This is a genomic window from Paraburkholderia pallida, from assembly GCF_004524855.1.
GTDB classification, from domain to species: Bacteria; Pseudomonadota; Gammaproteobacteria; order Burkholderiales; family Burkholderiaceae; genus Paraburkholderia; species Paraburkholderia oxyphila.
Window position 1 is genome coordinate 481,058 of record NZ_CP038151.1, and the last position, 25,550, is coordinate 506,607.

The 25,550-nt window shown below is 68.8% G+C and carries 22 protein-coding genes; all 22 read left to right on the forward strand.

Annotated elements, in window-relative coordinates; genetic code table 11:
• Nucleotides 1-601: 601 nt before the first annotated feature.
• The 22 genes from E1956_RS37080 to E1956_RS37185 all read left to right on the forward strand — a co-directional run bounded on the left by E1956_RS37080 (nt 602) and on the right by E1956_RS37185 (nt 25,538).
• Nucleotides 602-1,741: an LLM class flavin-dependent oxidoreductase gene (locus tag E1956_RS37080; protein ID WP_028222546.1), complete on the forward strand. Its 1,140-nt coding sequence runs from the start codon at nt 602-604 to the stop codon at nt 1,739-1,741.
• Nucleotides 1,742-1,882: 141 nt separating this feature from the next.
• Nucleotides 1,883-3,076 (forward strand): acyl-CoA dehydrogenase family protein, encoded by a 1,194-nt coding sequence (locus E1956_RS37085; RefSeq protein ID WP_134758338.1) that lies wholly within the window; start codon nt 1,883-1,885, stop codon nt 3,074-3,076.
• Between the two features lie 10 nt (nt 3,077-3,086).
• On the forward strand, nt 3,087-4,880 hold the full coding sequence (locus E1956_RS37090; protein ID WP_134758339.1) for an FAD-dependent oxidoreductase: 1,794 nt from the start codon (nt 3,087-3,089) through the stop codon (nt 4,878-4,880).
• Complete coding sequence (locus tag E1956_RS37095; protein ID WP_134758340.1) at nt 4,877-5,422, forward strand: flavin reductase family protein; 546 nt, start codon at nt 4,877-4,879, stop codon at nt 5,420-5,422. The genes E1956_RS37090 and E1956_RS37095 overlap by 4 nt, the downstream gene beginning before the upstream one ends.
• On the forward strand, nt 5,419-7,227 hold the full coding sequence (locus E1956_RS37100) for an FAD-binding protein (RefSeq protein ID WP_232072357.1): 1,809 nt from the start codon (nt 5,419-5,421) through the stop codon (nt 7,225-7,227). Before E1956_RS37095 ends, E1956_RS37100 begins: the two co-directional genes overlap by 4 nt.
• 24 nt (nt 7,228-7,251) lie before the next feature.
• Complete coding sequence (locus E1956_RS37105; RefSeq protein ID WP_134758341.1) at nt 7,252-8,016, forward strand: SDR family oxidoreductase; 765 nt, start codon at nt 7,252-7,254, stop codon at nt 8,014-8,016.
• Nucleotides 8,017-8,024: 8 nt separating this feature from the next.
• Entirely contained in the window at nt 8,025-9,125 is a 1,101-nt protein-coding gene (locus tag E1956_RS37110) for a ferredoxin--NADP reductase (RefSeq protein ID WP_134758342.1), read from the forward strand.
• A 110-nt stretch (nt 9,126-9,235) separates the two neighbouring features.
• Nucleotides 9,236-10,828: a FadD3 family acyl-CoA ligase gene (locus E1956_RS37115; protein WP_197733012.1), complete on the forward strand. Its 1,593-nt coding sequence runs from the start codon at nt 9,236-9,238 to the stop codon at nt 10,826-10,828.
• Nucleotides 10,829-11,667: 839 nt separating this feature from the next.
• Nucleotides 11,668-12,561 carry a VOC family protein gene (locus E1956_RS37120; RefSeq protein WP_134758344.1) on the forward strand — a complete coding sequence of 298 codons (894 nt, stop codon included), beginning with the start codon at nt 11,668-11,670 and terminating at the stop codon, nt 12,559-12,561.
• 9 nt (nt 12,562-12,570) lie between these two features.
• Nucleotides 12,571-13,458 (forward strand): CoA transferase subunit A, encoded by an 888-nt coding sequence (locus E1956_RS37125; RefSeq protein WP_134758345.1) that lies wholly within the window; start codon nt 12,571-12,573, stop codon nt 13,456-13,458.
• 47 nt (nt 13,459-13,505) lie between these two features.
• Nucleotides 13,506-14,267, forward strand: a complete 762-nt coding sequence (locus E1956_RS37130; protein ID WP_418789366.1) for a CoA-transferase subunit beta — start codon at nt 13,506-13,508, stop codon at nt 14,265-14,267.
• Nucleotides 14,264-15,184, forward strand: coding sequence for an enoyl-CoA hydratase (locus E1956_RS37135; protein WP_418789359.1), 921 nt, complete (start codon nt 14,264-14,266; stop codon nt 15,182-15,184). The genes E1956_RS37130 and E1956_RS37135 overlap by 4 nt, the downstream gene beginning before the upstream one ends.
• Nucleotides 15,181-16,305 carry an NAD(P)H-dependent flavin oxidoreductase gene (locus tag E1956_RS37140; protein WP_134758347.1) on the forward strand — a complete coding sequence of 375 codons (1,125 nt, stop codon included), beginning with the start codon at nt 15,181-15,183 and terminating at the stop codon, nt 16,303-16,305. The genes E1956_RS37135 and E1956_RS37140 overlap by 4 nt, the downstream gene beginning before the upstream one ends.
• A gap of 85 nt (nt 16,306-16,390) precedes the next feature.
• Entirely contained in the window at nt 16,391-17,248 is an 858-nt protein-coding gene (locus E1956_RS37145) for an enoyl-CoA hydratase family protein (RefSeq protein ID WP_134758348.1), read from the forward strand.
• Entirely contained in the window at nt 17,245-18,414 is a 1,170-nt protein-coding gene (locus tag E1956_RS37150) for an acyl-CoA dehydrogenase family protein (RefSeq protein ID WP_134758349.1), read from the forward strand. The genes E1956_RS37145 and E1956_RS37150 overlap by 4 nt, the downstream gene beginning before the upstream one ends.
• A gap of 137 nt (nt 18,415-18,551) precedes the next feature.
• Entirely contained in the window at nt 18,552-19,610 is a 1,059-nt protein-coding gene (locus tag E1956_RS37155) for an acyl-CoA dehydrogenase family protein (protein WP_134758350.1), read from the forward strand.
• Between the two features lie 2 nt (nt 19,611-19,612).
• The gene (locus E1956_RS37160) at nt 19,613-20,764 is read left to right on the forward strand and encodes an acetyl-CoA C-acetyltransferase (protein ID WP_134758351.1); all 1,152 of its coding nucleotides are present in this window, start codon (nt 19,613-19,615) and stop codon (nt 20,762-20,764) included.
• Between the two features lie 108 nt (nt 20,765-20,872).
• Nucleotides 20,873-21,751, forward strand: coding sequence for an SDR family oxidoreductase (locus tag E1956_RS37165; RefSeq protein WP_134758352.1), 879 nt, complete (start codon nt 20,873-20,875; stop codon nt 21,749-21,751).
• A gap of 4 nt (nt 21,752-21,755) precedes the next feature.
• Nucleotides 21,756-23,024: an acyl-CoA dehydrogenase family protein gene (locus E1956_RS37170; RefSeq protein WP_134758353.1), complete on the forward strand. Its 1,269-nt coding sequence runs from the start codon at nt 21,756-21,758 to the stop codon at nt 23,022-23,024.
• Complete coding sequence (locus tag E1956_RS37175) at nt 23,021-24,250, forward strand: acyl-CoA dehydrogenase family protein (RefSeq protein ID WP_134758354.1); 1,230 nt, start codon at nt 23,021-23,023, stop codon at nt 24,248-24,250. Before E1956_RS37170 ends, E1956_RS37175 begins: the two co-directional genes overlap by 4 nt.
• A complete protein-coding gene (locus E1956_RS37180; protein ID WP_028222528.1) occupies nt 24,247-25,050 on the forward strand; it encodes an SDR family oxidoreductase in 804 nt (267 codons plus the stop codon). The genes E1956_RS37175 and E1956_RS37180 overlap by 4 nt, the downstream gene beginning before the upstream one ends.
• A complete protein-coding gene (locus E1956_RS37185; RefSeq protein WP_134758355.1) occupies nt 25,047-25,538 on the forward strand; it encodes a MaoC family dehydratase in 492 nt (163 codons plus the stop codon). Before E1956_RS37180 ends, E1956_RS37185 begins: the two co-directional genes overlap by 4 nt.
• The last annotated feature ends 12 nt before the right edge of the window (nt 25,539-25,550 follow it).

Consider the following 25,550-nt stretch of genomic DNA (forward strand, 5'->3'; position numbering starts at 1 on the left):
TATTTGTAGAACTCCAACGTATTCGCTCGGCGCCTTGCCCACGCATTCGCCAGCCAGCACGCCCGTGCATTCACCGATCAGCACTCCGGCGCATTTACCGGTCCGCACCTTCGCGCACTACCGGGTGGCACCCCCAGCGCATTCGCCTGCCAGCCCACCCGGTTTCCCTTGCAGACCCTTCCGCCCGCGCGTAGCGCGTGGCGGGAAGGATGAGCCCCTTGTCACTAAGGCGGAGTGTGCGAGGTGGCGGATGCTCCGGAGCCGCTCCGATTAAAAGGGCAGTGGGGGACGGCGTCACACTGGCGGTTTAAGCCGCTTTCTTTTGCCTACTTTTCTTTGTGGCTGCAAAGAAAAGTAGGTGCCGCCCCGCACAGGGGCAACGCCTGCGGCCCGCCGCGAAAACGGGTTAAGGCCAACGCGCCAAAAAAACAGCCAAAACCAAAACACCCCGCCCCAAGGCGGGCCCCATCGGTAATCCAAACAGACGATGCACCGCTTGCGCTCCGAACAGAAACTTCATCTCGTGGACAGTCACGAATCATACCGGCAGTGGCAGCGCGGCACCCGCCGCCCCCGCCCGACAAACAAGGAGACACCCGCGATGAAGTTTTCTCTGATCTACGAAGCGCAGACGACCGATGCCTCCCGCGAGGGCGACCGCCGCGTCTTCAAGGAGACCCTCGAGCAGTCCCTGCTCGCCGAGCAAGTCGGCTTCGACACCGTCTGGTGCGTCGAGCACACCTCGCTCACCAACTACGCGCACATGAGCGCGCCGGAAACCTTCCTCGCGTATCTCGCCGGCCGCACCACGCGCATCGGTCTCGGCCACGGCGTCGTCTGCCTGCCGCCCGCGATGAACCACCCGATCAAGGTGGCCGAGCGCGTCGCGCTGCTCGACATCCTCTCCGAAGGCCGCGTGCATTTCGGCGTCGGCAAGGGCGGCAGCCAGCAGGAGGCGGGCGCCTTCGGCTACGACCTCAACGAGCTGCAGCCGATGATCGACGAGTCGATGTATCTCGTGCCGAAGATGTTCGTGCAGGACGAGATCGAGCACGACGGCAAGTACATCAAGATTCCTAAGCGTCCGATCCACCCGAAGCCGTATCAAGACCCGCATCCGCCGATGTACATGGCCTGCACCAACAGCGACGCCCTGCTGCGCGCGGGCCAGCGCGGTCTCGGCGCGCTCGTGCTCGGCTTCGGCGGCCCGGACGAAGTGGCCAAGAAAAACGCGCTCTATCGCGAGGCCTGGCGCACCCGCAAGGCCGAGGACCAGGTCGGCTTCCGCCCCACCGAGCACCTTGCCGCACTATGCCCGGCCATCGTGCTCGGCGACGGCCAGCAGGCCCGCAAGATCGGCATTCGCGGTCAGCGCTACTTCATGGAGTCGCTCGCGTACTGGTACACGGGCGGCGAGCGTCCCGATCCGTCGAAGTGGGGCGACGACCTCGTGCAGGCCGATACCGGCGAGATGGTGATCCGCTCGCGCTTCGCCTCGGAAGAGGTCGTGGTGGACTTCAGCGACCCGGCGCTCTCGATGATGAACCCCAACCACGCCTATGGCACGGTGGACGACTGCATCGGTTACGTAGGACGCCTGAAGGAAGCGGGCGTCGACGAAGTGCTGTTCCTCGTCCAGATGGGCACGGTCCCGCACGAGGCGGCGCTCGAATCGATCCGCAATATCGGCGAGCACGTGATTCCGTACTTCAACCGCGTCAAGGCGCGCGCCGTCGCCTGAGCGGCGCCGCAGCGCACGCGCCGGCGTCCGGCGGCGGTCCCGAGGGACCCTGAGCCGGGCGCGGGCGCACCAGCAAATCGAATCGACGACGAACCATCGTGGCGCGTGGCGCCACCGAAGAAGACGACATAGGAGACAGCGGTGCACCGAGACCAGGAATCAAATGCCCTTGCAGCCGAACTGATCGCGCGCGCACAGGCGCTCGCGCCCGTGCTGGCCGAGCGCGGGGACGCGGCCGAAGCCGCCGGGCGCATCCCGGCACAGACCATCGCCGACATGCAGGCAGCGGGCTTCTTCAAGGTGCTCCAGCCCAAGCGCTACGGCGGCTACGAACTGGACCCGCAGACCTTCTTCGAGATCCAGATGGCGCTCGCGAGCGGCTGTATGTCCACCGCGTGGGTGTACGGCGTGGTCGGCGTCCACAACTGGCAGCTCGCCCTCTTCGACGAGCGCGCGCAGCAGGACGTCTGGGGCAAGGATTCGTCCACGCTCATCGCCTCCACGTATATGCCGGTGGGCAAGGTCACGCCCGTGGAAGGCGGCTTCCGCCTCTCGGGCCACTGGAAATTCTCGAGCGGCAGCGAGCTGTGCGAGTGGGTATTCCTCGGCGCACTCGTGCCGCCGGCCAAGGCGGGCGAGCCGCCCGAATACCGCACCTTCCTCCTGCCGAAGTCCGACTACACGATCGAGCAGGACTGGGACGTGCTGGGCCTGCGCGCGACGGGCAGCCACGACATCATCGTGAACGACGTGTTCGTGCCCGAGTACCGCACGCACAAGGCCGTGGACGGCATGATGGGAACGAGCCCCGGTCTTGCCCTGAACGATGCGCCGCTCTTTCGCCTGCCATTCGCGCAGATCTTCGTGCGCGCGGTCTGCACGGCGTGCATCGGCGCGCTGCAAGGAGCCGTGGACGACTTCCGCGCCTACGCGACGAACCGCGTGAGCGCCAACAGCGGCGGCAAGACCAGCGAGGACACCGGCGCGCAGAGCGCCTGCGCCAACGCCGCGGTCGCCATCGACGAGATGCAGGTCCTGTTGCACCGTAACTTCGACGAGCTGCTCGCGGCAGCGCAAGGCGGCCCCGAAGTGTCGATCGAGCGGCGCGTGCATTTCCGCTACCAGTCGGCGCAGGTGGCCGAGCGCTGCGCACAGGCGGCCAACGCGCTGCTGCGCTATGCGGGCGGCAACGGCATCTATAAGCGCAACCCGCTCGTGCGGCGCTTTCTCGACCTGCATGCGGCGCGCGCGCACTACGCGAACAATCTCGACCGCTTCGGCCAGAACCTCGGCGCCGTGATGCTTGGGCGCACGAACACCGACTTCTTCATCTGAGGCGGTGCTCATGAACGATCGGGCCATGGAGACTGAAACGTTCGATGTGCTGATCGTCGGCTCCGGCGCCGGCGGCCTGCTGGCCGCGTGCCGCGCCGCCGATCTCGGCCTCTCGGTGCTCGTGATCGAGAAGAGCGCGCAGTATGGCGGCACTTCGGCGGTGTCGGGCGGCGGCATCTGGGTGCCGTGCAATCACCATATCGCCGAAGAAGGCGGCACGGACACGCGCGAGGCCGCGCGCACCTATATCGAAGCCTGCACGCAAGGCGCGGCAAGCGAGGCGCGCCTCGACGCGTACCTCGATACCGCGCCCGAAATGCTGCGCTATCTGGAGGCGCGCACGCCGGTGCGCTATCAGTCGCTGTCGCGCTATGCCGACTACTTCCAGAACCAGCCCGGCGCAATGCCCGGCTACCGCGCGCTCGATCCGCTGCCGTTCGACGGCGCGCGTCTGGGCGCCGAGTTCGCGCGGCTGCGCGATCCGTCGCCGGGCACGCTGATTGGCGGGCGCGTGGCCGTGACCTCGAAAGAGGCGCATGTGCTGCTCGCGAAGGAGCGCGGCTTCATCGCGCTCGCGCTGCGCGAGTTCGGGCGCTACTGGCTCAATATCGGCGCGCGCCTGCGTTCGCGGCGCGACACGCGGCTCACGCTCGGCAATGCGCTCGTGGGCGGCCTGCGCTACGCGCTGCTCCAACGCAAGGTGCCGCTGTGGCTTTCCACGCCGATGCGCGAGCTGATTCAAGAGCACGGCCGCATCGCGGGTGTCGTGGCCGAGCGCGAGGGCAAGCCGGTGCGCGTACTCGCGCGGCGCGGCGTGATCCTCGCGGCGGGCGGCTTCGAGCGCAATCAGGCGCTGCGCGAGCGCTACCTGCCGCAGCCCACCGAGGCGCAATGGAGCGCGACGCCGCCGTACAACACCGGCGACGCGATCGTGGCCGGCGAGCAGGCGGGCGGTGCGCTCGCGCTCATGGAGCACGTCTGGGGCGCACCCACGGTGCGCGTGGAAGGCGAGGAAAAGCAGCGCGCGCTGTTCGTGGAGCGCAACCTGCCGGGCTGCGTGATCGTCAACGGGCTCGGCAAGCGCTTCGTCAACGAGGCCGCGCCGTACTCGGAGTTCGTGCCCGCGATGTATCGCGACCACGCGGCAACCGGCAAGAGCGTGCCCGCCTGGATGGTCTTCGACGCGCGCTTTCGCAAGCGCTATCCGTGCGGCCCGATCATGCCCGCTTCGATGATGCCCGACTCGCGCATTCCCGCTGCTTTCCGCTCGCTGCTGCATCGCGCGGACTCGCTCGATGGGCTCGCCGCGCAGATCGGCGTGGACGCGGCCGGCCTGCGCGAGACCGTCGAACGCATGAACCGCTACGCGGCAAGCGGCGTGGACGAGGAATTCGGCAAGGGCGGCAACGTCTTCGACACCTACTACGGCGACCCGTCCGTGCAGCCGAACCCGTGTCTCGCGCCCATCGGCGAGGGGCCGTTCTACGCGGTGCGCATCGACGCGGGCGACATCGGCACCAAGGGCGGCCTCGTCACCGACGAGAACGCGCGTGTCCTGCGCGACGACGGCAGCGCCATCGCGGGCCTCTACGCGATCGGCAACACGAGCGCCTCGATGATGGGCGCGAGCTATCCCGGCGCGGGCTCGACGCTCGGACCCGCGATGACGTTCGGCTATCGCGCCGCCAACTTTCTCGCCGATGCCGTTCCCGCCGGAGCAGAAGCTTCGGTATCCGTATCATCTGCATCAAACGCTCGTCAAGGCGCCGAACAAGGCCGCGAGCTTCGTGGAGTCACACAATGAGCGAACTTTCCCCCGAACCGCTGCGCGCCGACATGCTGCTCGCGATGCGCCGTCTCGCGCGCTCGGTCACGGTCATCAGCTGCTGTGACGGCGAGCGACGTTACTCGATGTCGGCCACCGCCGTGGATTCGCTGTCGACCGAGCCGCCTTCGCTGCTCATCTGCATCAACCGGTCTTCGTCGATCTATCCGCCGCTCGAAGCGGGCGCGGACTTCTGCGTGAACCTGCTGGCAGCGCAGCAGCAGGGCATCGCGATCGATTGCAGCGGGCGCCTGAAGGGCGAAGAGCGCTTCTCCACCGGCGACTGGCAGCGCTCGGCGGACGGCGTGCCGTATCTGCACGGCGCGCAGGCCAACCTCGTGTGCCGCCAGGACGGCCGCTTCGACTACGGCACGCATACGGTGTTCATCGGCCGCCTGCTCGAAGTGAAGATGAGCGGCGAGATCGATCCGCTCGTGTACGTGGACGGCGTCTATACCACGGCGGGCACGGCACCGGCCGCCGCGGCGCCGGCCGCGCTCGCGCGCTGCGCAACTGCATGAACACGCGCGCTGCCCGCACCATGAACGCCGCGAATGCACGCGTCTTCGTCGAGGCCAACACGAGCGCGACGCCCGTGGAGCCGCCGCTCGTCGTTGCCGACGCCGGCGCGCACCGCTGGGACGATGTCTGCGGCGTGCTCGTTGCGGGCTTTGGCGCGGCGGGCGCGTGCGCGGCGCTCGAAGCGGCACAGGCGGGCGCGCGCGTGCGCATCGTCGAGCGCTTCGAGGGCGGCGGCGCGAGCGCCAAGAGCGGCGGCGTGGTCTACGCGGGCGGCGGCACGCCTTACCAGCGCGAGGCGGGCTATACGGACACGCCCGAGGCGATGGCGGCCTACTTGCAAGGCGAAGTCGGCGACGCGGTCTCGCAGGCCGCGCTCGAACGCTTCTGCAACGGCAGCGTCGCGCAACTCGCGTGGCTCGAGCGGCAGGGTGTGCGCTTCGGCGCGGCGATGCCCGAGCGCAAGACCTCCTATCCGCCCGAGCGCGCCTTTCTCTATTACTCGGGCAACGAGGCCGTGGGCGACGCGCCCGCCGTGCCGCCCGCGCCGCGCGGCCATCGCACGAAGGGGCGCGGCATGTCGGGGCGCGTGCTCTTCGAGACGCTGCGTCACGCAGTGGAGGCCGAGCCCAACATCGAGATCCTGCGCCATGCGGGCGTTCGGCGGTTGATCGTCGATGCCACGGGCCGCGTGATCGGCGCACAGGTCTGGCGCGTCGAGCCGGGCCGCGCGCAGCGCCAGCACGCGCGCCTCGCGCGCTGGGCCGACAAGCTCCACAACGGCCTGCCCGCGCTCGCCGACCGCTTGCGCGCCGCGCTCCATCGGCTTGAATTGCGCGCGAGCCGTCCGCTCGATATTCGCGCCGACGCGGTGGTGCTGGCCACCGGCGGCTTCATTTTCAATCGCGAGATGCTCGCGCGGCACGCGCCGCGCTATCTCGCCAACTGGCGCCTCGGCACGACCGGCTGCGACGGCTCGGGCATCCGCCTCGGCGTTTCGGCGGGCGGTGTCGCGGACAGCATGGAGCGCGTCTCCGCATGGCGCTTCATCAACCCGCCGTTCGCATGGGCGCGCGGCTGCGTGGTGGATGCGCGCGGCGAGCGCTTCTGTAACGAAGAGGTCTACGGCGCCACGCTCGGCCACGCGATGTGCGAGACGCGCGACGGTCGCGCCTGGCTGATCCTCGACGCCGCGCTCGTGCGCGAGGCCTTGCGTGAATGTTTGCGCGGCCGCCTGTGGGCGTTCCAGAGCGTGCCCGCGCTGATGCTGATGCTTGCCGGGCGCAGGCGCGCGGCAACTGTCGCGCAGCTCGCGGCACAAATCGGCGCCGATGCCGCCACGCTCGAACGCTCGCTGAGCGCCTACCGCGCCGCCGCGCGAGCAGGGCGCGACGAGGCCTTTGGCAAGTCCGCCGCGATGCTCGCGCCGCTCGGCGAGGCGCCGTTCTACGCGCTCGACATCTCGGCGGCGAGCCGCACGTTTCCGTGCCCGGCCATCACGCTGGGGGGCCTGCGCGTGGACGAGTCGAGCAACGCCGTGCTGCGCGCCGAAGGCGGCGTTGTCGCCGGCCTCTATGCGGTGGGGCGCGCCGCGCGCGGCCTCGCCTCGAATCACTACGTGAGCGGCCTTTCGCTGGCGGACTGCATCTGGTCGGGCCGCCAGGCGGGCCGTGCGGGCGCGCGCGAAGTGCTGGCCGCGCGCGAGCGCGAGCACGCCGCCGCGCAACCCGCCGCGAAGCAAAGCACAGCGGGCACGCCGGGTCGAACCGGCGCGAAGGTCATTCCGCTTTATCCACAAACACACTGAAACACTGACGAAGAGAGAACGAAGATGGGAGACAGACTCAAAGGCAAGATCGCCGTGATCACGGGCGCCGCGAGCGGCGTGGGCAAGGCCGATGCCGTGCTGTTCGCCGCCGAGGGCGCGCGCGTCGTGCTCACCGACGTGAACGAGGAAGCGGGCCGCGCGGTGGCTGCGCAGATCGGCGATGCGGCGCTGTTCGTGCGCCACGACATTTCCTCCGAGGCGGGCTGGAACGACGTGTTCGGCGCGGCGCAAAAGCAGTTCGGCACGCCTGACGTGCTCGTCAACAACGCGGCCATCCTGCAACTGGGCAGCATCGAGGACACGCCGCTCGAACTCTGGCAGCGCATCATGCGCATCAACGCCGAGGGCTACTTCCTCGGCTGCCAGGCGGCCGTGCGCGCGATGAAGGACAAGGGCGGCGCGATCGTCAACATGTCGTCGGTGGCGGCGCTGGGCGGGCTCGGCATGTTCTGCGCGTACTCGGCGAGCAAGGGCGCCGTGACGGCCATGACGCGCGCGATTGCGGCGCACTGCAAGCAGCAGGGCTACAAGATCCGCGCCAACACCGTGCACCCCGACGGCATCCTCACACCGATGACCGAGCCGTTCTTCGGCTCGGCCGAAGCGGGCCGCGCGCAGCTTACCGAGTCGGTCGATCCGCACGCGCGCATGTGCCTGCCTGAAGACATCGCGCAGCTCGTGCTGTTCCTCGCCTCCGATGAATCGCGATTCATCAACGGCAGCGAGTACCGCATCGACAATGCGCAGATGATCATGGGCGTTGCCTGAGACCCGCCATGACCGAAGCGCGTTTTCATCGGCTGCGGGTTGCCGACGTGATAGCCGAAAGTGCCGATGCGCGCTCGTTCGTATTCGAGCTGCCCGCGGCGCTCACCGATGCGTTCGCGTACCGGCCCGGACAGTTCCTCACGCTGCGCCTGCCGGGCGAGCAGGCGACGCTGCAGCGCTGCTACTCGCTCTCGAGTGCGCCCGGCGTGGACGCGGCCCCGAAGATCACGGTCAAGCGCGTGCGCGACGGCCGCGCGTCCAACTGGCTGTGCGACAGCGTGCGTCCCGGCGACGAGCTCGACGTGATGGCGCCCGCGGGCGTCTTCACGCCGCGCTCGCTCGACGACGACTTGCTGCTGTTCGCAGGCGGCAGCGGCATCACGCCGGTGCTCTCGATCCTGAAGGCCGCGCTGGTGGGCGGGCGCGGCATGCTCACGCTGATCTATGCAAACCGCGACGAATCCTCGGTGATCTTCGGCGCGGCGCTGCGCGATCTCGCCCAGCGGCACCCGGGCAGGCTGCGCGTGATCCACTGGCTCGACAGCGTGCAGGGCGTGCCGCAGCAACGCCACCTCGAAGAGCTGGCGCGGCCGTGGAGCCATCAGGAGTGCTTCATTTGCGGCCCGGCGCTCTTCATGGAGAGCGCGCTGGCGGCGATGCTCGCCCTCGGGCTGCCGCGCGCGAAGATTCATGTGGAGCGCTTTGCGTCGCTGCCTGACAAGCCCGCCAAGGAGAGGTCCGCAGCGGCTCGGCCCGCCGAGCCGGAGGCATCCGCGCAGACGGCAAGCGCAGCCAGCGAGCCCGCTAAAGCCGCGGCCGAAGCCGCACCGCAAGCCGCACACGTCGAAACGCATCTCGACGGCGCGAGCGTGCAATTCACCTGCGAGCCCGACGAGACGCTGCTCGACGCGATGGAGCGCGCCGGCCTCTCGCCGCCCAGCTCGTGCCGCAGCGGCTTGTGCGGCGCATGCATGTGCCGCGTGGAGGCGGGCAGCGTGACGCTGGCCGAGAACGGCGTGCTCGACGACGAAGAGCGCGCCGCTGGCTGGACGCTCGCGTGCAGCGCGACGCCGGCGAGTGCCGAGCTGCGCATCGTGTTTCCCGATTAGGGGCCGCGCGTGCACGCCGTGCATGCGCTGCTCCTGGCCTTGAGCGCCGCCGCTTCGCCCGTGGTCTGCCACGCGTGTTGCGGCGGCGCATGTATTTCCGGAGTCCCCAGATGACGCCCAACCAAACGACGCCCCACGAAACCTTGACGACGCCCGCGCTGATCGCTCGCGGCGCGGCGCGCTACGGCGCGCGCATTGCGATCGAAACTCCCGAGGGCAGCCTGAGCTACGCGCAGCTCGACGCCGCGCGCATTGAAGCCGCACGCGCGCTGATGGCCAGCGGCATCGCCGCGGGCGAGCGCGTCGCGATCTGGGCGCCCAATCTCACCGAATGGATCGTTGCCGCGCTCGCGATCCAGAGCGTGGGCGCAGCGCTCGTGCCCGTGAACACGCGCATGAAGGGCCTTGAAGCGGGCGCGATCCTCGCGGACAGCGGCGCGCGCATGCTGTTCAGCTGCGGCGCGTTCCTTGGCGAGGACTATCCGGCGATGCTCGCGCCGCATCGGCCCGCGACGCTGGAGCGCGTGATCGTGTTCGGCGGCGCGTCAGGCGCCGACGGCCGCGACGAGAGCTGGCAGCAGTTCCTCGCCCGCGTTCCGCAGACAACACTCGAAGCATTTCGCGCGCGCGAAGCGCAGGTGGGCCCCGACACGCTGATGGACGTGATGTTCACCTCGGGCACGACGGGGCGCCCGAAGGGTGTGATGACGGCGCACGGCCAGAACGTGCGCGCGGCGCACGGGTGGGCCGAGATCGCGCAGTTGCGCGAGGGCGATCGCTATTTGATTGTGAGCCCGTTCTTTCATGCGTTCGGGTACAAGGCGGGCTGGCTCGCGGCGCTCACGAGCGGCGCGACGGTGCTGCCGCATCTCGTGTTCGATCCGCGGGAGGTGCTCGAGCGGGTGGTGCGCGAGCGCGTGTCTGTGCTGCCTGGGCCGCCCACGCTTTATCACGCGCTGCTTGAAGCGCCGGGGCTTGCGGAGCTCGATCTTTCTTCGCTGCGCGTGGCGGTGACGGGCGCGGCCGCCATCGCGCCGAGTCTCGTTGAGCGCATGCGCGCGGAGCTGAACTTCGAGACTGTGCTTACGGGGTATGGGCTTACGGAGTCTTGCGGCTTTGCTACGCTGTGCCGTCATGGTGACGATGCTGTTACGGTCGCGCAGACCTCGGGGCGTGCCATGCCGGGTATGGAGGTGCGGATCGCGGGGGCGGATGGGGAAGCGTTGGTGCCGGGTGAGACCGGCGAGGTCTGGGTGCGGGGCTATAACGTCATGCGTGGCTATCTGAATGATGAGGCGGCTACCGCGCAGACCGTTGATGATGAGGGCTGGCTTCATACGGGGGATCTCGGGACGCTGGATGAGCGCGGCTATCTGCGGGTGACGGACCGCATCAAGGATATGTTTATTGTGGGTGGGTTTAATTGCTATCCGGCGGAGATCGAGCGTCTGTTTGCAGCGCATGAGGCTGTCGCTCAGGTTGCCGTGGTGGGCGTGCCCGACGCCCGGCTCGGGGAAGTGGGGCACGCTTATGTCGTGCTGCGAGCAGGTGTTCACGCCGATGCCGCCTCGCTCACCGATTGGGCCCGCCGGAATATGGCGAACTATAAGGTGCCGCGGCGTATTGAGATCGTCGAGGCGCTGCCCGTGAGCGCCGCCGGCAAGGTGCTCAAGTATCAGTTGAGGGAGGGCGCTTGCGCGTAGGTTTTTCCCGCGGTGCGCGGGGTGTGGGCCTTAACTTGTATTCGCGGCGGGCCGCGGGCGTTGCCCCTGTGCGGGGCGGCACCTACTTTTCTTTGCCGCGGCAAAGAAAAGTAGGCAAAAGAAAGCCGCTCAAACCGCCAGTGTGACGCAGTGGACCACTAACCTTATATCGGAGTGGCTCCGGGGCGTCTGTCGCCACGCGGCGTATGGCGGAGTGACTAAGGGCTCATCCATCCGGCGGCGCTGCGCGCGCCGTGGGGCATAACCAAAACCAGTGGGTGTACGCGCATTTGTAGAACTCCAACGTATTCGTTCGGCGGCTTGCCCACGCATTCGCCAACCAGAACGCCCGTGCATTCACCGATCAGCACTCCGGCGCATTTACCGGTTTGCACCTTCGCGCACTACCGGGTGGCACCCCCAGCGCATTCGCCGACCAGCCCACCTGGTTTCCCTTGCAGACCCTTCTGCCCGCGCGTAGCGCGTGGCGGGAAGGATGAGCCCCTTGTCACTAAGGCGGAGTGTGCGAGGTGACGGATGCTCCGGAGCCGCTCCGAAATACAGGGCAGTGGGGGACGGCGTCACACTGGCGGTTTGAGCCGCTTTCTTTTGCCTACTTTTCTTTGCGGCTGCAAAGAAAAGTAGGTGCCGCCCCGCACAGGGGCAACGCCCGCGGCCCGCCGCGAAAACGGGTTAAGGCCAAAGCGCCATAACAACGGCCAAAACCAAAACAGCCCGCCCCAGCCGGGCCCCCACCCCATAGTCTCAACAGACGATGTTACACATGCCCTGCGCGGCCAGAATAGACCTCACTACAACGGGCTTTCTGGAGGGACAAGATGAGCGATGTGCGGGCGCTGGGCTATGTCGTCGTGCAGTCGGCGGACATGGGCAGGTGGCGCGATTATGCGCAGAACGTGCTGGGCATGCAAGCTGTCGACGCGGCGAGCGGCGCCCTATACCTCAAGATGGACGAGCGCGATTACCGCTACCTGATCGTGCCGGGCGGCGAAGAGCGCTACTTCGCCTCGGGCTGGGAGCTGGCCGACGAAGCCGCACTCGCCTCACTCGTCTCGCGGCTCGAACAAGCGGGCGTCGAACCGCGCCGCGCAACTGCTGAAGAAACCGCGCTGCGCCGCGTCCAGTCGATGGTCTGGTGCCTTGATCCCTCCGGCAACCGCCACGAGTTCTTCTGGGGCGTGCGCTCGGACTTCCGCCGCTTCGTCTCGCCCGTCGGCGTGCCCGGCTTCGTGACCGGCGCCATGGGCCTCGGCCACGCGGTGCTCCCCGCCCCGGCATTCGACGCCACCGACGCCTTCCTGCGCGACGTACTGGGCTTCGCACTCTCGGACATCTACCGCGTGCGCTTCTCCGCCGATCCGGCCGAGCCCGAAAAGCGCATCCACTTCCTGCACTGCGGCAACGCCCGCCACCACAGCCTCGCGATCATGGATCTCGCCGTCCCCTCGGGCTGCATCCACGTGATGGCCGAAGTCCCCTCGATGGACGACGTGGGCCGCGCGCTCGACCGCGTCGCCGCGCACGGCGTGAAGATGTCCGCCACGCTCGGCCGTCATTGCAACGACCAGATGACTTCGTTCTACATGAAGACGCCGGGCGGCTTCGACCTCGAATACGGCTATGGCGGCCTGCAGGTCGACTGGCGCGAGCACAGCGTCTATGAAGCCACACGCGTGAGCCTCTGGGGCCACGACTTCAGCATCGGATTTTGAGGAACCCTGATGAAAACGCTCGATAAACGCCTGAGCGCGCGCGATGTGGTCGCGCAGCTCGAAGACGGCATGACCATCGGCATCGGCGGCTGGGGCCCGCGCCGCAAGCCCATGGCGCTCGTGCGCGAGATCGCGCGCTCCTCGCTGCGCGATCTCACCGTGGTCGCCTACGGCGGCCCCGACGTGGGCCTGCTGTGCGCCGCAGGCAAGGTCAAGAAGGTGGTGTTCGGTTTCGTCTCGCTCGACGTGATTCCGCTGGAGGCGCATTTCCGCCGCGCACGCGAGACTGGCGCCATCGATGTCTGGGAGCTCGACGAGGGTCTCCTGCAACTGGGCCTGCGCGCCGCTGCTGCGCGCCTGCCGTTCCTGCCCACCCGTGTGGGTCTTGGCACCGATCTGCTGCGCCACGCGCCGCATCTGCGCACGGTTCGTTCGCCTTATGAGGATGCCGAAACATTGCTCGCGATGCCGGCCATCGAACTGGACGCTGCGCTGCTGCACGTGAACGCCGCCGATGCCATGGGCAACACGCGCATCGACGGTCCCGATCCGTTCTTCGACGCCTGGTTCGCGCGCGCCGCGAAGCGCACCTTCGTGAGCTGCGAGACGCTGGCGGAGTCGCTCGCAGGCCCCGATCTCGAAGCGGCGCGCCGCAATCCGTTCGAGCGCTCGCTCGTGACGGGCGTGGTGCACGCGCCGTGCGGCGCACACCCGACTTCGTGCGCGCCGGCCTATGGCTGGGATCTGCCGCATCTGAAGGCGTATAGCGCCGCAGCGGCGAGCCCGGAACAAACCGCCGCGTATCTGCGCGACGTCGTCGGCCCGAACGAGCACGCGTATCTGCAGGGCGCGGGCGGTCCCTCCCATGTGGCGGCGCTGCCGCTGCCGATTCTGTAAAAGGAGCGAGCGTGAACGAAGCAATCGACTATTCCCTCGCCGAGCTGATGATCGTCGCCTCGGCCAGACTCTGGCGCGATGACGGCGAAGTGCTCGCCACCGGCATCGGCACGGGCCCGCGCCTCGCCGCCGGCCTCGCGCGCCTCGCCTACAACGCCGGCCTCATGCTCACCGACGGCGAGGCCTACCTCGTCGAAACGCCGGTGCCGCTGGGCCCGCGTGACGCCTCGTACCGCGTGGCGGCGAGCGGCTGGATGACCTACGAGCGCGTGTTCGACTGCGTGTGGCACGGACGCCGCCACGCGCTCGTCATGCCCACGCAGATCGACCGCTTCGGGCAGGCCAATATCTCGTGCCTCGGCAGCGACTACGCGAAGCCGAAGACGCAACTGCTGGGCGCGCGCGGCTTTCCCGGCAACAGCATCAACCACGCGAACTCGTTCTTCGTGGCGGGCCACAGCACGCGCACCTTCGTGGCTGGCGAAGTCGACATGGTCTGCAGCGTGGGCTACAACCCGGCGCGCGAGATCGAAGGCATGCGCGCGTTCACGGACCTGCGCGCGATCGTCACCGACCTCTGCGTGATGGACTTCGGCGGCCCGGACCACGCCGTGCGCGTGCGCTCGCTGCATCCGGGCGTGAGCTTCGACGAAGTGCAGGCAGCCACCGGCTTCCCGCTCGCGGCCGCCGACGATATCGGCACGACCGCGCCGCCCAGCGCCGAGGATCTGCGCATCGTGCGCGCGCTCGATCCGCACAACCTGCGCGCAGCGATCCTGCGCGACAATCCCGCGCCGCGGCGCGCATGAAGCGAAGCGAGGCCATCATGCAGGACAGTATTTCGCACAACGAGGAAGTCGTGCTCTACGAGGTGGCGGACGGCATCGCCACCATCACGATGAACCGCCCCGAGTATCACAACGCGCAGAACTCGAAGATGACGTATGCGCTCGACGCCGCGTTCCAGCGCGCGGCGCACGACGACGCCGTGAAGGTCATCGTGCTCGCGGGCGCGGGCAAGCACTTTTCGGCGGGGCACGACATCGGCACGCCGGGGCGCGACATCGACACGTCGTTCGAGCGCCAGTCGCTCTGGTACGACCATGTGAACAAGGAGGGCGGCGAGTTCCTCTATGCGCGCGAGCAGGAGGTCTATCTGGGCATGTGCCGCCGCTGGCGCGACCTGCCCAAGCCCACCATCGCGATGGTGCAGGGCGCCTGCGTGGCGGGCGGGCTGATGCTCGCATGGGTGTGCGACCTGATCGTCGCCTCGGAGGACGCCTTCTTCGCCGATCCCGTCGTGCGCATGGGCATTCCCGGCGTGGAATATTTCGCGCATGCCTATGAGCTGAACCCGCGCATCGCCAAGGAGTTTCTGTTCCTCGGCGAGCGCATGAACGCGCAGCGCGCCCAGCAGATGGGCATGGTCAACCGCCTCGTGCCGCGCGAGGCGCTGCGCGAGAACGTCTACGAGATGGCCACGAAGATTGCGGCGATGCCGCGCCTGGGCCTCGCGCTCACGAAGCAGGCGCTCAATCACGTGGAGGAGTTGCAGGGCAAGCGCGCGGCGATGGACGCCGCGTTCGCCTGGCATCACTTCGCGCACGCGCACAACGAGCTCGTGAGCGGCGACCGCCTGGGCGGCTACGACGCGCGCAAGATGGCGCAGTCGCAGCGCGCGCCTGATGCGGAAACGAAGGAAGCCGCGCCGGAGAGCACGTCATGAACGCGCTGGGCGCCGAAACACCGCGCGAACTGCGCACGCCGCTCACGGACCTGCTCGGCTGTCGTTATCCGGTCGTGCAGACGGCCATGGGCTGGGTGGCCGACGCGCGCCTCGTCGCGGCCACCTGCAACGCGGGCGGCTTCGGCTTCCTCGCCGGCGCGACGCTCGAACCGGACCGTGTGGAAGCCGAGATCCTGCGCGTGAAGTCGCTCACCGACCGGCCCTTCGGCATCAACTTCCATATGTTCCAGCCCAACGCGGCGCAGGTGGTCGATCTCGCGATTCGCCACCGGCTGCGCGCGGTGAGCTACGGGCGTGGCCCCGATGCGAAGACGATCCGCCGCTTCAAGGACGCGGGCGTGTTGTGCATCCCGACGGTCGGTGCTCCTAAACATGCGGCGAAAGCCGTGGAACTGGGCGCCGATGCGGTGACCGTGCAGGGCGCCGAAGGCGGCGGCCACACGGGCTCGGTGCCCACCACGCTGCTGCTGCCGCGCGTGCTGGACGCCCTGCAGGTGCCGGTGATCGCGGCGGGCGGCTTCTTCGACGGACGCGGCCTTGCCGCCGCGCTCGGCTACGGCGCAGCCGGCATCGCCATGGGCACGCGCTTTCTCATGACCGAGGAATCGCCCGTGCCGCGCGAGACGCTCTCGCGCTACGTGGCCGTGAAGGACCCGGCGCAGATCCGCGTTTCGGCGGCGCTCGACGGCCTGCCGCAACGCATGATCGACAACCCGTATCTGCTGCATCTGGAGTCGCTCGGGCCGGTGCGCCGCACGCTCTTCGCGCTGCGCACGGCCCAGGCGTGGCGCCGCCAGAACGGCCTCTCGCTCGCGCAGATGGCCTCGCTCGGCGTCAAGGCGCTGCGCGAGCACGGCTATACCGCGAGCCAGACGCTGATGGCCGCGAACGCGCCGTACCTGATCCAGCGCGCGATCGTCGAGGGGCAGCCCGACGAAGGTGTGCTGCCGGGCGGGCAGGCGGCGGCGATGATCGGCGCGATCGAGCCGTGCGAGGCGGTGATCCTGCGCATCGTGCGCGAGGCGTGCGAGCGGCTCGATGCGCTCGCGGCGATGCGTGCCGACAGCACGCATACGGACGCCGCCACGGTGCGCGCGTAGTGGACAGACGATGAGCTGACGAGATCAACGCCAGCGCTAGAAGCATTCAAGCATTGACCCATTCACGAGAAGAGGGACGGGGGACATGACACAAGCAAGCCATAACGGAACAACGAACGGGGCGACCGTGGCCACCACCGCCCAGGGCGGACGGCAGCCCGCGTTCTCGATCGCTCGCGTGGGCAACCACGGCGCGGTGGCCGAGCTCACGCTCGATCGCCCGCCGGTGAACGCGCTCGACAGCGAGGACTGGTACGCGCTCGCCGCCGCCATCGACGCGCTCGGCCGCGACGAGAGCGTGCGCGTGATCGTGCTGCGCGGCGAGGGGCGCGGCTTCTGCGCGGGCGTCGACATCAAGGAGCTTTCGGCGCATCCCGAGCGCATCGTCGCGGTGAACGCGGGCAACTACGCGACGTTCCGCGCCGTGCACCGCAGCCCGAAGCCCGTGATCGCGGCCGTGCACGGCTTCGTGCTGGGCGGCGGCATCGGTATCTGCGGCGCGGCCGATATCGTGGTCGCCTCGCAGTGCGCACGCTTTGGCGTGCCCGAGATCGACCGCGGCGCGATGGGCGGCGGCGCGCATCTGCAAAGAATGTTCGGTGTGCAGAAGGTTCGCGCGATGTACTTCACGGGTGACATGGTGGGCGCCGATGAGGCGTGGCGCCTCGGCGCCGTGGAACGCGTCGTGCCGCGCGAGCAGTTGCGCGACGCGGCGCTCGAGCTCGCGCAGCGCATTGCCGAGAAGAGCGGCACGATGCTCGCGCTCGCCAAGGAGGCGCTCAACGGCGTGGAAGACGGCGACCTGGAAGACAAATACCGCTGGGAGCAAGGCTTCACGCTGCAGGCCTACATGTCGAACGATTCGACCGAAGCGCGCAGCGCGTTCGTCGAAAAGCGCGAGGCGCGCTTCGATACGGCACAACCGGGCGAGGGCCGCGCATGAAGCTCGACTACACACCGCAACAACGCGCGTTTCGCGAGGAAATTCGCGCGTGGCTGGCCGAACACGTGCCGAGCAAGCCGCTGCCGAGCTTTGACACCGAAGCGGGCTTCGCCGCGCATCGCGAGTGGGAGCGCACGCTGCACTCGGGCCGCTGGAGCATGGTCACCTGGCCGCGCGAGCTGGGCGGCCGCGGCTGCGACCTGATCGAGTGGCTGATCTTCGAGGAAGAGTACTGGCGCGCCGACGCACCCATGCGCGTGAACCAGAACGGCATCTTCCTGCTCGGCCCCACGCTGATGGACTTCGGCACCGACGAGCAGAAGGCGCGCTTCCTGCCCGCGATGGCCTCGGGCGAGCACGTCTGGGCGCAGGGCTGGTCGGAGCCGAACGCGGGCTCGGACATGGCGGCGATCCGCTCGAGCGCGTTTCGTGACGGCGACGAGTACGTGATCAACGGGCAGAAGATCTGGTCGACGCGCGCGGTATGGGCGGACTGGCTGTTTGGCCTGTTTCGCAGCGACCCGCAGTCCACGCGCCACCACGGCCTGACCTTCCTGATGGTGCCGCTGAACGCGCCGGGCGTGACCGTGCGGCCGATCCGCCAGTTGAACGGGCAGACCGGCTTTGCCGAGATCTTCTTCGACGACGTGCGCGTGCCGGTGGCCAACCGCATCGCGGGCGAAGGCATGGGCTGGCACGTGGCGATGGCCACGGCGGGCTTCGAGCGCGGCCTGATGCTGCGTTCGCCGGCGCGCTTCCAGCGCACGGCCGAGGCGCTGCGCGAGCTGCTGCTCGCCAATCCCGAGGCGGCGCGGCGCGACCCGTCGCTGCGCGAACGCGTGGCCGCCGCGTGGATGGATGCGCAAGCCTATGCGCTCTCCACCTATATGACGGCGAGCCGCTTGCAGAAGGGCGGGCACATCGGTGCGGAATCGAGCACCAACAAGGTGTTCTGGTCGGAGCTCGATTTGCACATGCACCAGACGGCGCTCGATATCCTGGGCGCGCAGGCGGAAGTGGTGCCGCACGGCGATGAGGCGCACGCGCGCCTGGGCAACTGGCTCGACGGCTTCCTGTTCGCGCAGGCCGGGCCGATCTATGCGGGCACCAACGAGATCCAGCGCAACATTGTCGCCGAACGCATGCTGGGCATGCCGCGCGGCTAGCGAACAACATCGACGAAGCGGTTGGCTGCCGCCAGAGATTCGATTCGGAATGCTGATGATGCGGCGCGAAGAATCGACCGCCTTGCATGGGACCAGAGTAAGGAGCTTTGCTCCAACTCTGGTCGACAGGGAGACATATGGACTTTTCATTCAACGAAGACCAGGAAGCGCTGGCCGATACCGCGCGCCGCTTTCTGATGACCGAGCTCACGCCGGAACTGCTCCGCGAACTGTGGGAGACCGAAACCGGGCGCTCGGAGCGGCTCTGGGCGCAACTGGCGGAGCAGGGCATGACGGCCGTCTCGGTGCCGGAAGAACAGGGTGGCCTCGGCATGTCGGCCGCCGAATGGGCCCTGCTCGCGCAGACGTGGGGCTATTTCGGCGGGGCCGATACGCTGATGGACACCTCGTTCGTGACGGTCGCGCTGCTCAACCGGCTGCCCGCGAGCGACTGGCGCGACACGCTGCTCGCGCAGATCGCGGCGGGCAACGCCCGCGTCGCGCTCGGGCATCCGGTGAATCCGTATGTCGCCGATGCGCACGTTGCCCACGTGCTGCTGTGCGAGCGTGACGGCGAGCTGCATCGCGTGGAGCCGGCGGCATGCACGCGCAAGGCGGTGCAAAGCGTGGACCCTTCGCGGCGCATCTTCGAGCTGGAATGGACGCCGGGAGAGTCCACGCGCATCGCGGACGCCGCCAGCGCCGCGCCGCTGCTCGACGCCGCGCTCGACCACGGCGTCTTCGCGGTGGCCGCGCAATTGCTCGGCCTCACGCAGCGCGTGCTGGACGCCGCCATCGACTACACCTCGCAGCGCAAGCAGTTCGGCAAGCCCATCGGCGCGTATCAGGCCGTCAAGCATCTGCTCGCCGATGTCGCGATCCGCTACGAGTTCGCGCGTCCGGTGGTCTATCGCGCGGCTTGCGCGCTGGCCACGGACGACCCGCAACGCGCGCTCTACGTCTCGCACGCGAAGCTCGCCGCGCTCTCCGCCGCGCAACTGGCCGCGCGCCACGCCATCCAGGTGCACGGCGCGATGGGCTACACGTGGGAGCTGGACCTGCAGATCTTCGTCAAGCGCATCTGGGCGCTCGCGGGCAGTTGGGGCGACGCCACCTTCCATCGCGAGCGCGTGGCCAGCACGCTCATCGACGCGGGTACGGCCATCGGCCCCGCGCGCACTTTCGAACTGGAGTGACCATGAAAGAAGCCTATATCGTCGATGCGCTGCGCACGCCCACGGGCCGCCGCAAGGGCACGCTCGCACCGGTGCACGCCGCCGACCTGGGCGGCTTCGTGCTGCAGGAGATCGTCAAGCGCAACGCCATTCCCGCAGCGGACTACGACGACGTCGTGTTCGGCTGCGTGGACACCATCGGCCCGCTCGCGGGCAATATCGCGCGCACCTGCTGGCTCGCCGCCGGCCTGCCGCTTACGGTGCCGGGCGTGACCGTGGACCGCCAGTGCGGCTCCTCGCAGCAAGCCGTGCATTTCGCGGCGCAGGCCGTGATGAGCGGCACGCAGGACGTGGTGATCGCGGGCGGCGTGCAGACGATGACGCAAATCCCCATCTCTTCCGCGATGACGGCGGCCGTGCCGCTCGGCTTCAGCGACCCGTTCTCGGGCAGCGCGGGCTGGCGCGCGCGCTTTGGCGACGCGCCGGTTTCGCAGTTCGACGCAGCCCAGCGCATTGCCGATCATTGGAGCCTCTCGCGCGAGGCGATGGAACGCTATGCGCTGGAGAGCCACCGGCGCGCGGTGGCCGCCATCGAGGAAAAGCGCTTCGAGCGCGAGGTCGTGCCGTGCTTCGGCCTCTCGCGCGACGAGACTCCGCGTCCCGATACCTCGCTCGAAAAGATGGCCTCGCTCGAGCCGCTGATGCCGGGCGGCTCGCTCACGGCGGCCGTGTCGAGCCAGACCTGCGACGCGGCGGCGGCGCTGCTGATCGTCTCGGAAGACGCGCTGCAACGCTACGGCCTCAAGCCGCGCGCGCGCATCCATCACCTGAGCGTGCTCGGCGACGATCCGCTCTGGATGCTGACCGCGCCCATTCCCGCCACGCGCCACGCGCTGAAGAAGGCGGGCCTCTCGATGAACGACATCGACGTGGTCGAGATCAACGAGGCGTTCGCCTCAGTCGCGCTCGCATGGCTGGCGGAACTGGGCTATGACGCGGCGCGCACGAATCCGAACGGCGGCGCGATCGCGCTGGGCCATCCGCTGGGCGCAACCGGCGCGCGTCTCATGACGACGCTGCTGCACGAGCTGGAACGCACGGGCGGTCGATATGGACTCCAGACGATGTGCGAAGGCGGCGGGCTGGCGAACGTGACGATCATCGAGCGGCTTTGAGCGCGGCGTCGAGAACGGCGTAAAAAAACAGCTCCGGGGACGGGACGCACATCACGCGAGCTTGATCCACGCAAGCCGCAGAAAGAGCAACACAACGAGAGGTCAGGCATGGGAATCTGCAAGGAACGGACCGTGATCGTCACGGGCGCGGGCGGCGGGCTTGGGCGCGCATATGCGCTCGCGCTGGCGGAGCAGGGCGCGGCAGTCGTGGTCAACGACGTGCGCGAAGACGCGGCGCGAGCAGTAAGCGAGGAGATCGCGCTGATGGGTGGCCGCGCGATCGCGAACGCCGACGACATCACGCGCATGGACACGGCGCAGCGCATCGTGGATGCTGCGCAGAGCGCCTTCGGCACGGTGCACGCACTCGTGAACAACGCCGGCATCTGCCGCGACCGCATGTTCACGAGCATGACCGAAGACGACTGGGACGCGGTGATGCGCGTGCATCTGCGCGGTCACTTCTGCCTCGCGCACATTCTTGCGCGCGGCTGGCGCGACGCCGCGAAAGCGGGCACGCCGGTGGCGGCGCGCATCATCAACACGAGCTCGGGCGCGGGGCTGCAAGGCTCGATCGGGCAATCGAACTACGGCGCGGCCAAGGCCGGCATCGCGGCGCTCACGCTGATGCAGGCCGCCGAGCTGCAGCGCTACGGCGTGAGCGTGAACGCGCTCGCACCGGCGGCGCGCACGGCGATGACCGAGGCCGTGTTCGCCGAGGTGATGAAGAAGCCCGAGGACGGCGGCTTCGACGCCTTCGACCCGGCCAACGTCGCGCCGCTGGTCGTGTGGCTCGCGAGCGAGGCGTCGGGCGAGGTCACGGGGCAGGTGTTCGAGGTCTCGGGCGGCATGATCGCGGTGGCCGAGGGCTGGCGCACGGGGCCGAGCGTGGACCGTGGCGCCCGCTGGCCCGCGGGCGAAGTGGGCGCGGCGGTGACGGAGTTGCTCGCGCAGGCGCGGCCGGCCCAGCGCGTTTATGGAAGCTGACGCCATGGACCTCGTACTGACCGAAGAGCAGGTCATGATCCGCGAGAGCGCGGCTGAAGTGCTCTCGCAGCAGAGCGCATCGGCCGACGTGCGCCGCGTGATCGAGCGTCATGCGGCTTACGACGCCGCGCTCTGGCAGACCGTGGCGGCGGAGCTGGGCTGGTGCGGCCTGAGCGTGCCGGAGCGCGCGGGCGGCGCGGGTCTGGGCGCGACCGAGCTCGTGCTGCTGATGGAGCAGCTCGGGCAGCGGCTCGCCTGTGTGCCGTACTTCGGCACTGCCGTGCTGGCCGCGCAGGCGCTGGCCCGCTGCACCGGCGACGAAATCGGCGCGAGCGAAGCCGCAGCGGATGCGGGCAGCGAGGAGGCCGTGCGCTGGCTCGCGCGCATCGCGGCGGGCGAGACGCGCGCGGCGCTGGCGATCGAACATGCGTTGCCTTTTGAAGCGGATGAGGGCGGGAGCCTGCCCGCGCAGGCATCGACCGTGGAAGCACACGCTACAGCGGACGGATTCCGCCTGAGCGGCACGTGCAGCGCCGTGCTGGACGGCGTGATGGCCGATCTGCTGCTCGTGCCCGCGCGCCTGGCCGATGGCGGCAGCGACGAGATCGCGCTCTTCGCGGTCGAAACGGCGCACGCGGGCGTGACGCGCACGCCGCTCGCGACGCTCGACGCCACGCGCGCATTCGCCGGCATCGCGCTGAACGACGTGCACGTGGCGCCCGCTGCGTGCCTCGCGCGCGGCGCGGCGGTGCGCAATGCACTCGCGCAAACGGCATGGCTCGCGGCGCTCGCGCTGGCCGCCGAGCAATTGGGCGGCGCGCAGCAATGCCTCGATCTCACGCTCGCCTACACGGCCGAGCGCGTGCAGTTCGGGCGCGCCATCGCCTCGTTCCAGGCGGTCAAGCACCGCTGCGCGGAAATGCTCGTGGCGGTGGAGGCGGCGCGCTCGACGGTGCTCGGCGCGGCGGCGGCATGGGACGCGGTGCAAGGCGCGCCCTCAGCCGAGCAATACGCCGATATCGCTGCGGCCAAGGCCAGCGCGAACGACGCGTTCCGCTTCTGCGCGCAGGAAGCCATTCAGCTGCACGGCGGAGTGGGATTTACCTGGGAGTACGATCCACAGCTTTATTTCAAGCGTGCCCAAGCGTCCGGGGCGCTGTTCGGCTCGACGCCCTGGCTCTATGGCTGGCTCGCGCGTCACGTGATCGACAGTGCGCGCTGCGATGCTGCTGACTCCGTTGCCGCTGCGGTTCTTGCAGGAGCGAGCGCATGAACGCACGCATCGATTCGAATTTCAACGAACAAGGCGGCAGCCGTGAAGCGCGTCTGCGCGCCGAGATCGCCGCATGGATGGCTGCGCACCTCGCCGGCGAATTCGCCTGCCTGCGCTACCGCGGCGGCCCCGGCGACGAAGACGCCTTCCCCGAGCTGCGCAAGGCGTGGGAGCGCGAGCTGGCACAAGGCGGCTGGACGGGACTCGGCTGGCCCGTGGAGGCAGGCGGGCGCGGCTGGAGTATCGCCGACCAGGTGATCTTCCACGAGGAATACGCCCGCGCGGGCGGCCCGGGCCGCATGGGGCACATCGGCGAAGGGCTGCTCGGCCCCACGCTTGTCGCCTGCGGCAACGCCGACCAGCGCGCGCGCTTTCTGCCCGGCATCCTCGCGGGCACGCAGTTCTGGTGCCAGGGCTATTCGGAGCCCGGCGCGGGATCGGATCTCGCGAACGTGCGCACGCGCGCCGAGCGCCAACCGGACGGCGCATGGCGTATCGACGGTCAAAAGGTTTGGACCTCGCTCGCGCACGACTCCGAATGGATCTTCGTGCTCGCGCGCAGCGACGCGCAATCACGCGGCAACAAGGGGCTCTCGTTCCTGCTCGTGCCGCTCGACCAGCCCGGCGTGGAGATCCGCCCGATCCGCCAGATGAACGGCGGCGCGGAATTCAACGAAGTCTTCTTCGACGGCGCGCGCGCCGAGGCCGCCGATCTCGTGGGCGAGCCCGGCGACGGCTGGCGCATCGCGATGACGCTGCTCGGCTTCGAGCGCGGCATTTCCACGCTCGGCCAGCAGATGCAATTCATCCGCGAGCTCGACTGGGTGATCGACGCGGCGCGCGAGGCGGGCGTGGCCGACGACCCGGCCATCCGCGCGCGCATCGCGAAGGCGTGGGCCGGGCTGCGCACGATGCGCTACAACGCGCTGCGCATGCTGGCGGGCGCGGGCGACGGCGCATCCGCTGCCGCTACGCCCGACAAGTCCTCGCTCATCTACAAGTATTACTGGTCGAACTGGCACCGCGAGCTGGGCCAGTTCGCGATGGACGTGCTCGGCGAGCGCGCCAATTTCGTCGATGCGAACGACGTGAAGCTGAGCCGCCTGCAGGGCGTGTTCCTGTTCTCGCGCGCCGACACCATCTACGCCGGCACCAACGAAATCCAGCTCAACATCATGGCCGAGCGCGGGCTCGGCATGCCCAAAGAACCCCGAGGTCAAGCATGAATGCTCCACACGGTCTTGCCATTGCGCCGCCCTATGTGGCGGGTCATCAACTGCTCGCTGGCAAGTCGGTGCTCATCACCGCCGCCGCGGGCGCGGGCATCGGCTTCGCCGCCGCGAAGCGCTGCGCGGAAGAAGGCTGCCGCGCGCTCTTCATCTCCGATATCCACGAAAAGCGCCTCGCCGAAGCGGTCGCGCGGCTGCGCGAGGAAACGGGTCTGGACGCCATCTACGGGCGCCTCGCCGACGTCTCGAACGAGGAGCAGGTGCAGGCGCTGGTGGCCGACGCCGAGGCGCGCATGGGCGGCGTGGACGTGCTCATCAACAACGCGGGCCTCGGCGGCTCCTGCCGTCTAGTCGATATGGACGATGCGCAATGGTCGCGCGTGATCGACATTAGCCTTACCGGCACGTTCCGCATGATGCGCGCGATGCTGCCCCACATGCAGGCGCGCGGGCGCGGCACGATCGTCAACAACGCGTCGGTGCTGGGTTGGCGCGCGCAGGCGGAGCAGGCGCATTACGCGGCCGCCAAGGCCGGCGTCATGGCGCTCACGCGCTGCACGGCGCTGGAAGCGGCGCCGCATGGCGTGCGCATCAACGCGGTGGCGCCGAGCATTGCGCTACACGATTTTCTGAAGAAGTCGGCTCCGGCCGAACTGCTTGAACAACTGGCGTCGCGCGAAGCCTTTGGGCGCGCCGCCGAAGTCTGGGAGGTGGCAAACGTGATGGTGTTCCTCGCAAGCGACTACGCGTCGTATCTGACCGGCGAAGTGCTCTCCGTGAGCAGCCAGCACGCATGATGAGCACGCTCGACGTTACGGCTCCCGTCACGCCCGTGCGTGTGTTCGCGCAACCGGGCGAGCTGCTCGAAGCGGTGGGCGAGCGCCTCGGCGCGAGCCCGTGGTTCGAGATCGACCAGGCGCGCATCGACCAGTTCGCCGATGCCACGCTCGACCATCAGTGGGTCCACGTGGACCCCGAGCGCGCGCGCGGCGGCCCGTTCGGCGGCTGCATCGCGCACGGCTATCTCACGCTCTCGCTCGTCAACTACTTCCTGCCACAGATCGTGCGCATCGACGGCGCCAGCATGGGCGTGAACTACGGCTGCGAGCGCGTGCGCTTCCCGGCGCCCGTGCGCGTGGGGGCGCGTGTGCGCGGCGTGGGCGAGCTGTTGCGCGCCGAGGCGCTGGAAGGCGGCGTGCAGGCGTGGATACGCGTGAGCGTGGAGATCGAGGGCGAGCCCAAGCCGGGCTGCGTGGCCGACACCATCAGCCGCTACTACTTCTGATTTCAGGTTTCA

Excerpts from the sequence above, each read along its gene's own strand:
- E1956_RS37100 (WP_232072357.1), top strand. The coding sequence starts at position 5,419 with ATGAACACGCGCGCTGCCCGCACCATGAACGCCGCGAATGCACGCGTC.
- E1956_RS37180 (WP_028222528.1), top strand. The coding sequence starts at position 24,247 with ATGAATGCTCCACACGGTCTTGCCATTGCGCCGCCCTATGTGGCGGGT.
- E1956_RS37110 (WP_134758342.1), top strand. The coding sequence starts at position 8,025 with ATGACCGAAGCGCGTTTTCATCGGCTGCGGGTTGCCGACGTGATAGCC.
- E1956_RS37160 (WP_134758351.1), top strand. The coding sequence starts at position 19,613 with ATGAAAGAAGCCTATATCGTCGATGCGCTGCGCACGCCCACGGGCCGC.
- E1956_RS37135 (WP_418789359.1), top strand. The coding sequence starts at position 14,264 with ATGAAGCGAAGCGAGGCCATCATGCAGGACAGTATTTCGCACAACGAG.
- E1956_RS37115 (WP_197733012.1), top strand. The coding sequence starts at position 9,236 with ATGACGCCCAACCAAACGACGCCCCACGAAACCTTGACGACGCCCGCG.
- E1956_RS37185 (WP_134758355.1), top strand. The coding sequence starts at position 25,047 with ATGATGAGCACGCTCGACGTTACGGCTCCCGTCACGCCCGTGCGTGTG.
- E1956_RS37140 (WP_134758347.1), top strand. The coding sequence starts at position 15,181 with ATGAACGCGCTGGGCGCCGAAACACCGCGCGAACTGCGCACGCCGCTC.
- E1956_RS37165 (WP_134758352.1), top strand. The coding sequence starts at position 20,873 with ATGGGAATCTGCAAGGAACGGACCGTGATCGTCACGGGCGCGGGCGGC.
- E1956_RS37125 (WP_134758345.1), top strand. The coding sequence starts at position 12,571 with ATGAAAACGCTCGATAAACGCCTGAGCGCGCGCGATGTGGTCGCGCAG.
- E1956_RS37175 (WP_134758354.1), top strand. The coding sequence starts at position 23,021 with ATGAACGCACGCATCGATTCGAATTTCAACGAACAAGGCGGCAGCCGT.
- E1956_RS37150 (WP_134758349.1), top strand. The coding sequence starts at position 17,245 with ATGAAGCTCGACTACACACCGCAACAACGCGCGTTTCGCGAGGAAATT.
- E1956_RS37170 (WP_134758353.1), top strand. The coding sequence starts at position 21,756 with ATGGACCTCGTACTGACCGAAGAGCAGGTCATGATCCGCGAGAGCGCG.
- E1956_RS37080 (WP_028222546.1), top strand. The coding sequence starts at position 602 with ATGAAGTTTTCTCTGATCTACGAAGCGCAGACGACCGATGCCTCCCGC.
- E1956_RS37145 (WP_134758348.1), top strand. The coding sequence starts at position 16,391 with ATGACACAAGCAAGCCATAACGGAACAACGAACGGGGCGACCGTGGCC.
- E1956_RS37095 (WP_134758340.1), top strand. The coding sequence starts at position 4,877 with ATGAGCGAACTTTCCCCCGAACCGCTGCGCGCCGACATGCTGCTCGCG.
- E1956_RS37105 (WP_134758341.1), top strand. The coding sequence starts at position 7,252 with ATGGGAGACAGACTCAAAGGCAAGATCGCCGTGATCACGGGCGCCGCG.
- E1956_RS37155 (WP_134758350.1), top strand. The coding sequence starts at position 18,552 with ATGGACTTTTCATTCAACGAAGACCAGGAAGCGCTGGCCGATACCGCG.
- E1956_RS37130 (WP_418789366.1), top strand. The coding sequence starts at position 13,506 with ATGATCGTCGCCTCGGCCAGACTCTGGCGCGATGACGGCGAAGTGCTC.
- E1956_RS37120 (WP_134758344.1), top strand. The coding sequence starts at position 11,668 with ATGAGCGATGTGCGGGCGCTGGGCTATGTCGTCGTGCAGTCGGCGGAC.
- E1956_RS37090 (WP_134758339.1), top strand. The coding sequence starts at position 3,087 with ATGAACGATCGGGCCATGGAGACTGAAACGTTCGATGTGCTGATCGTC.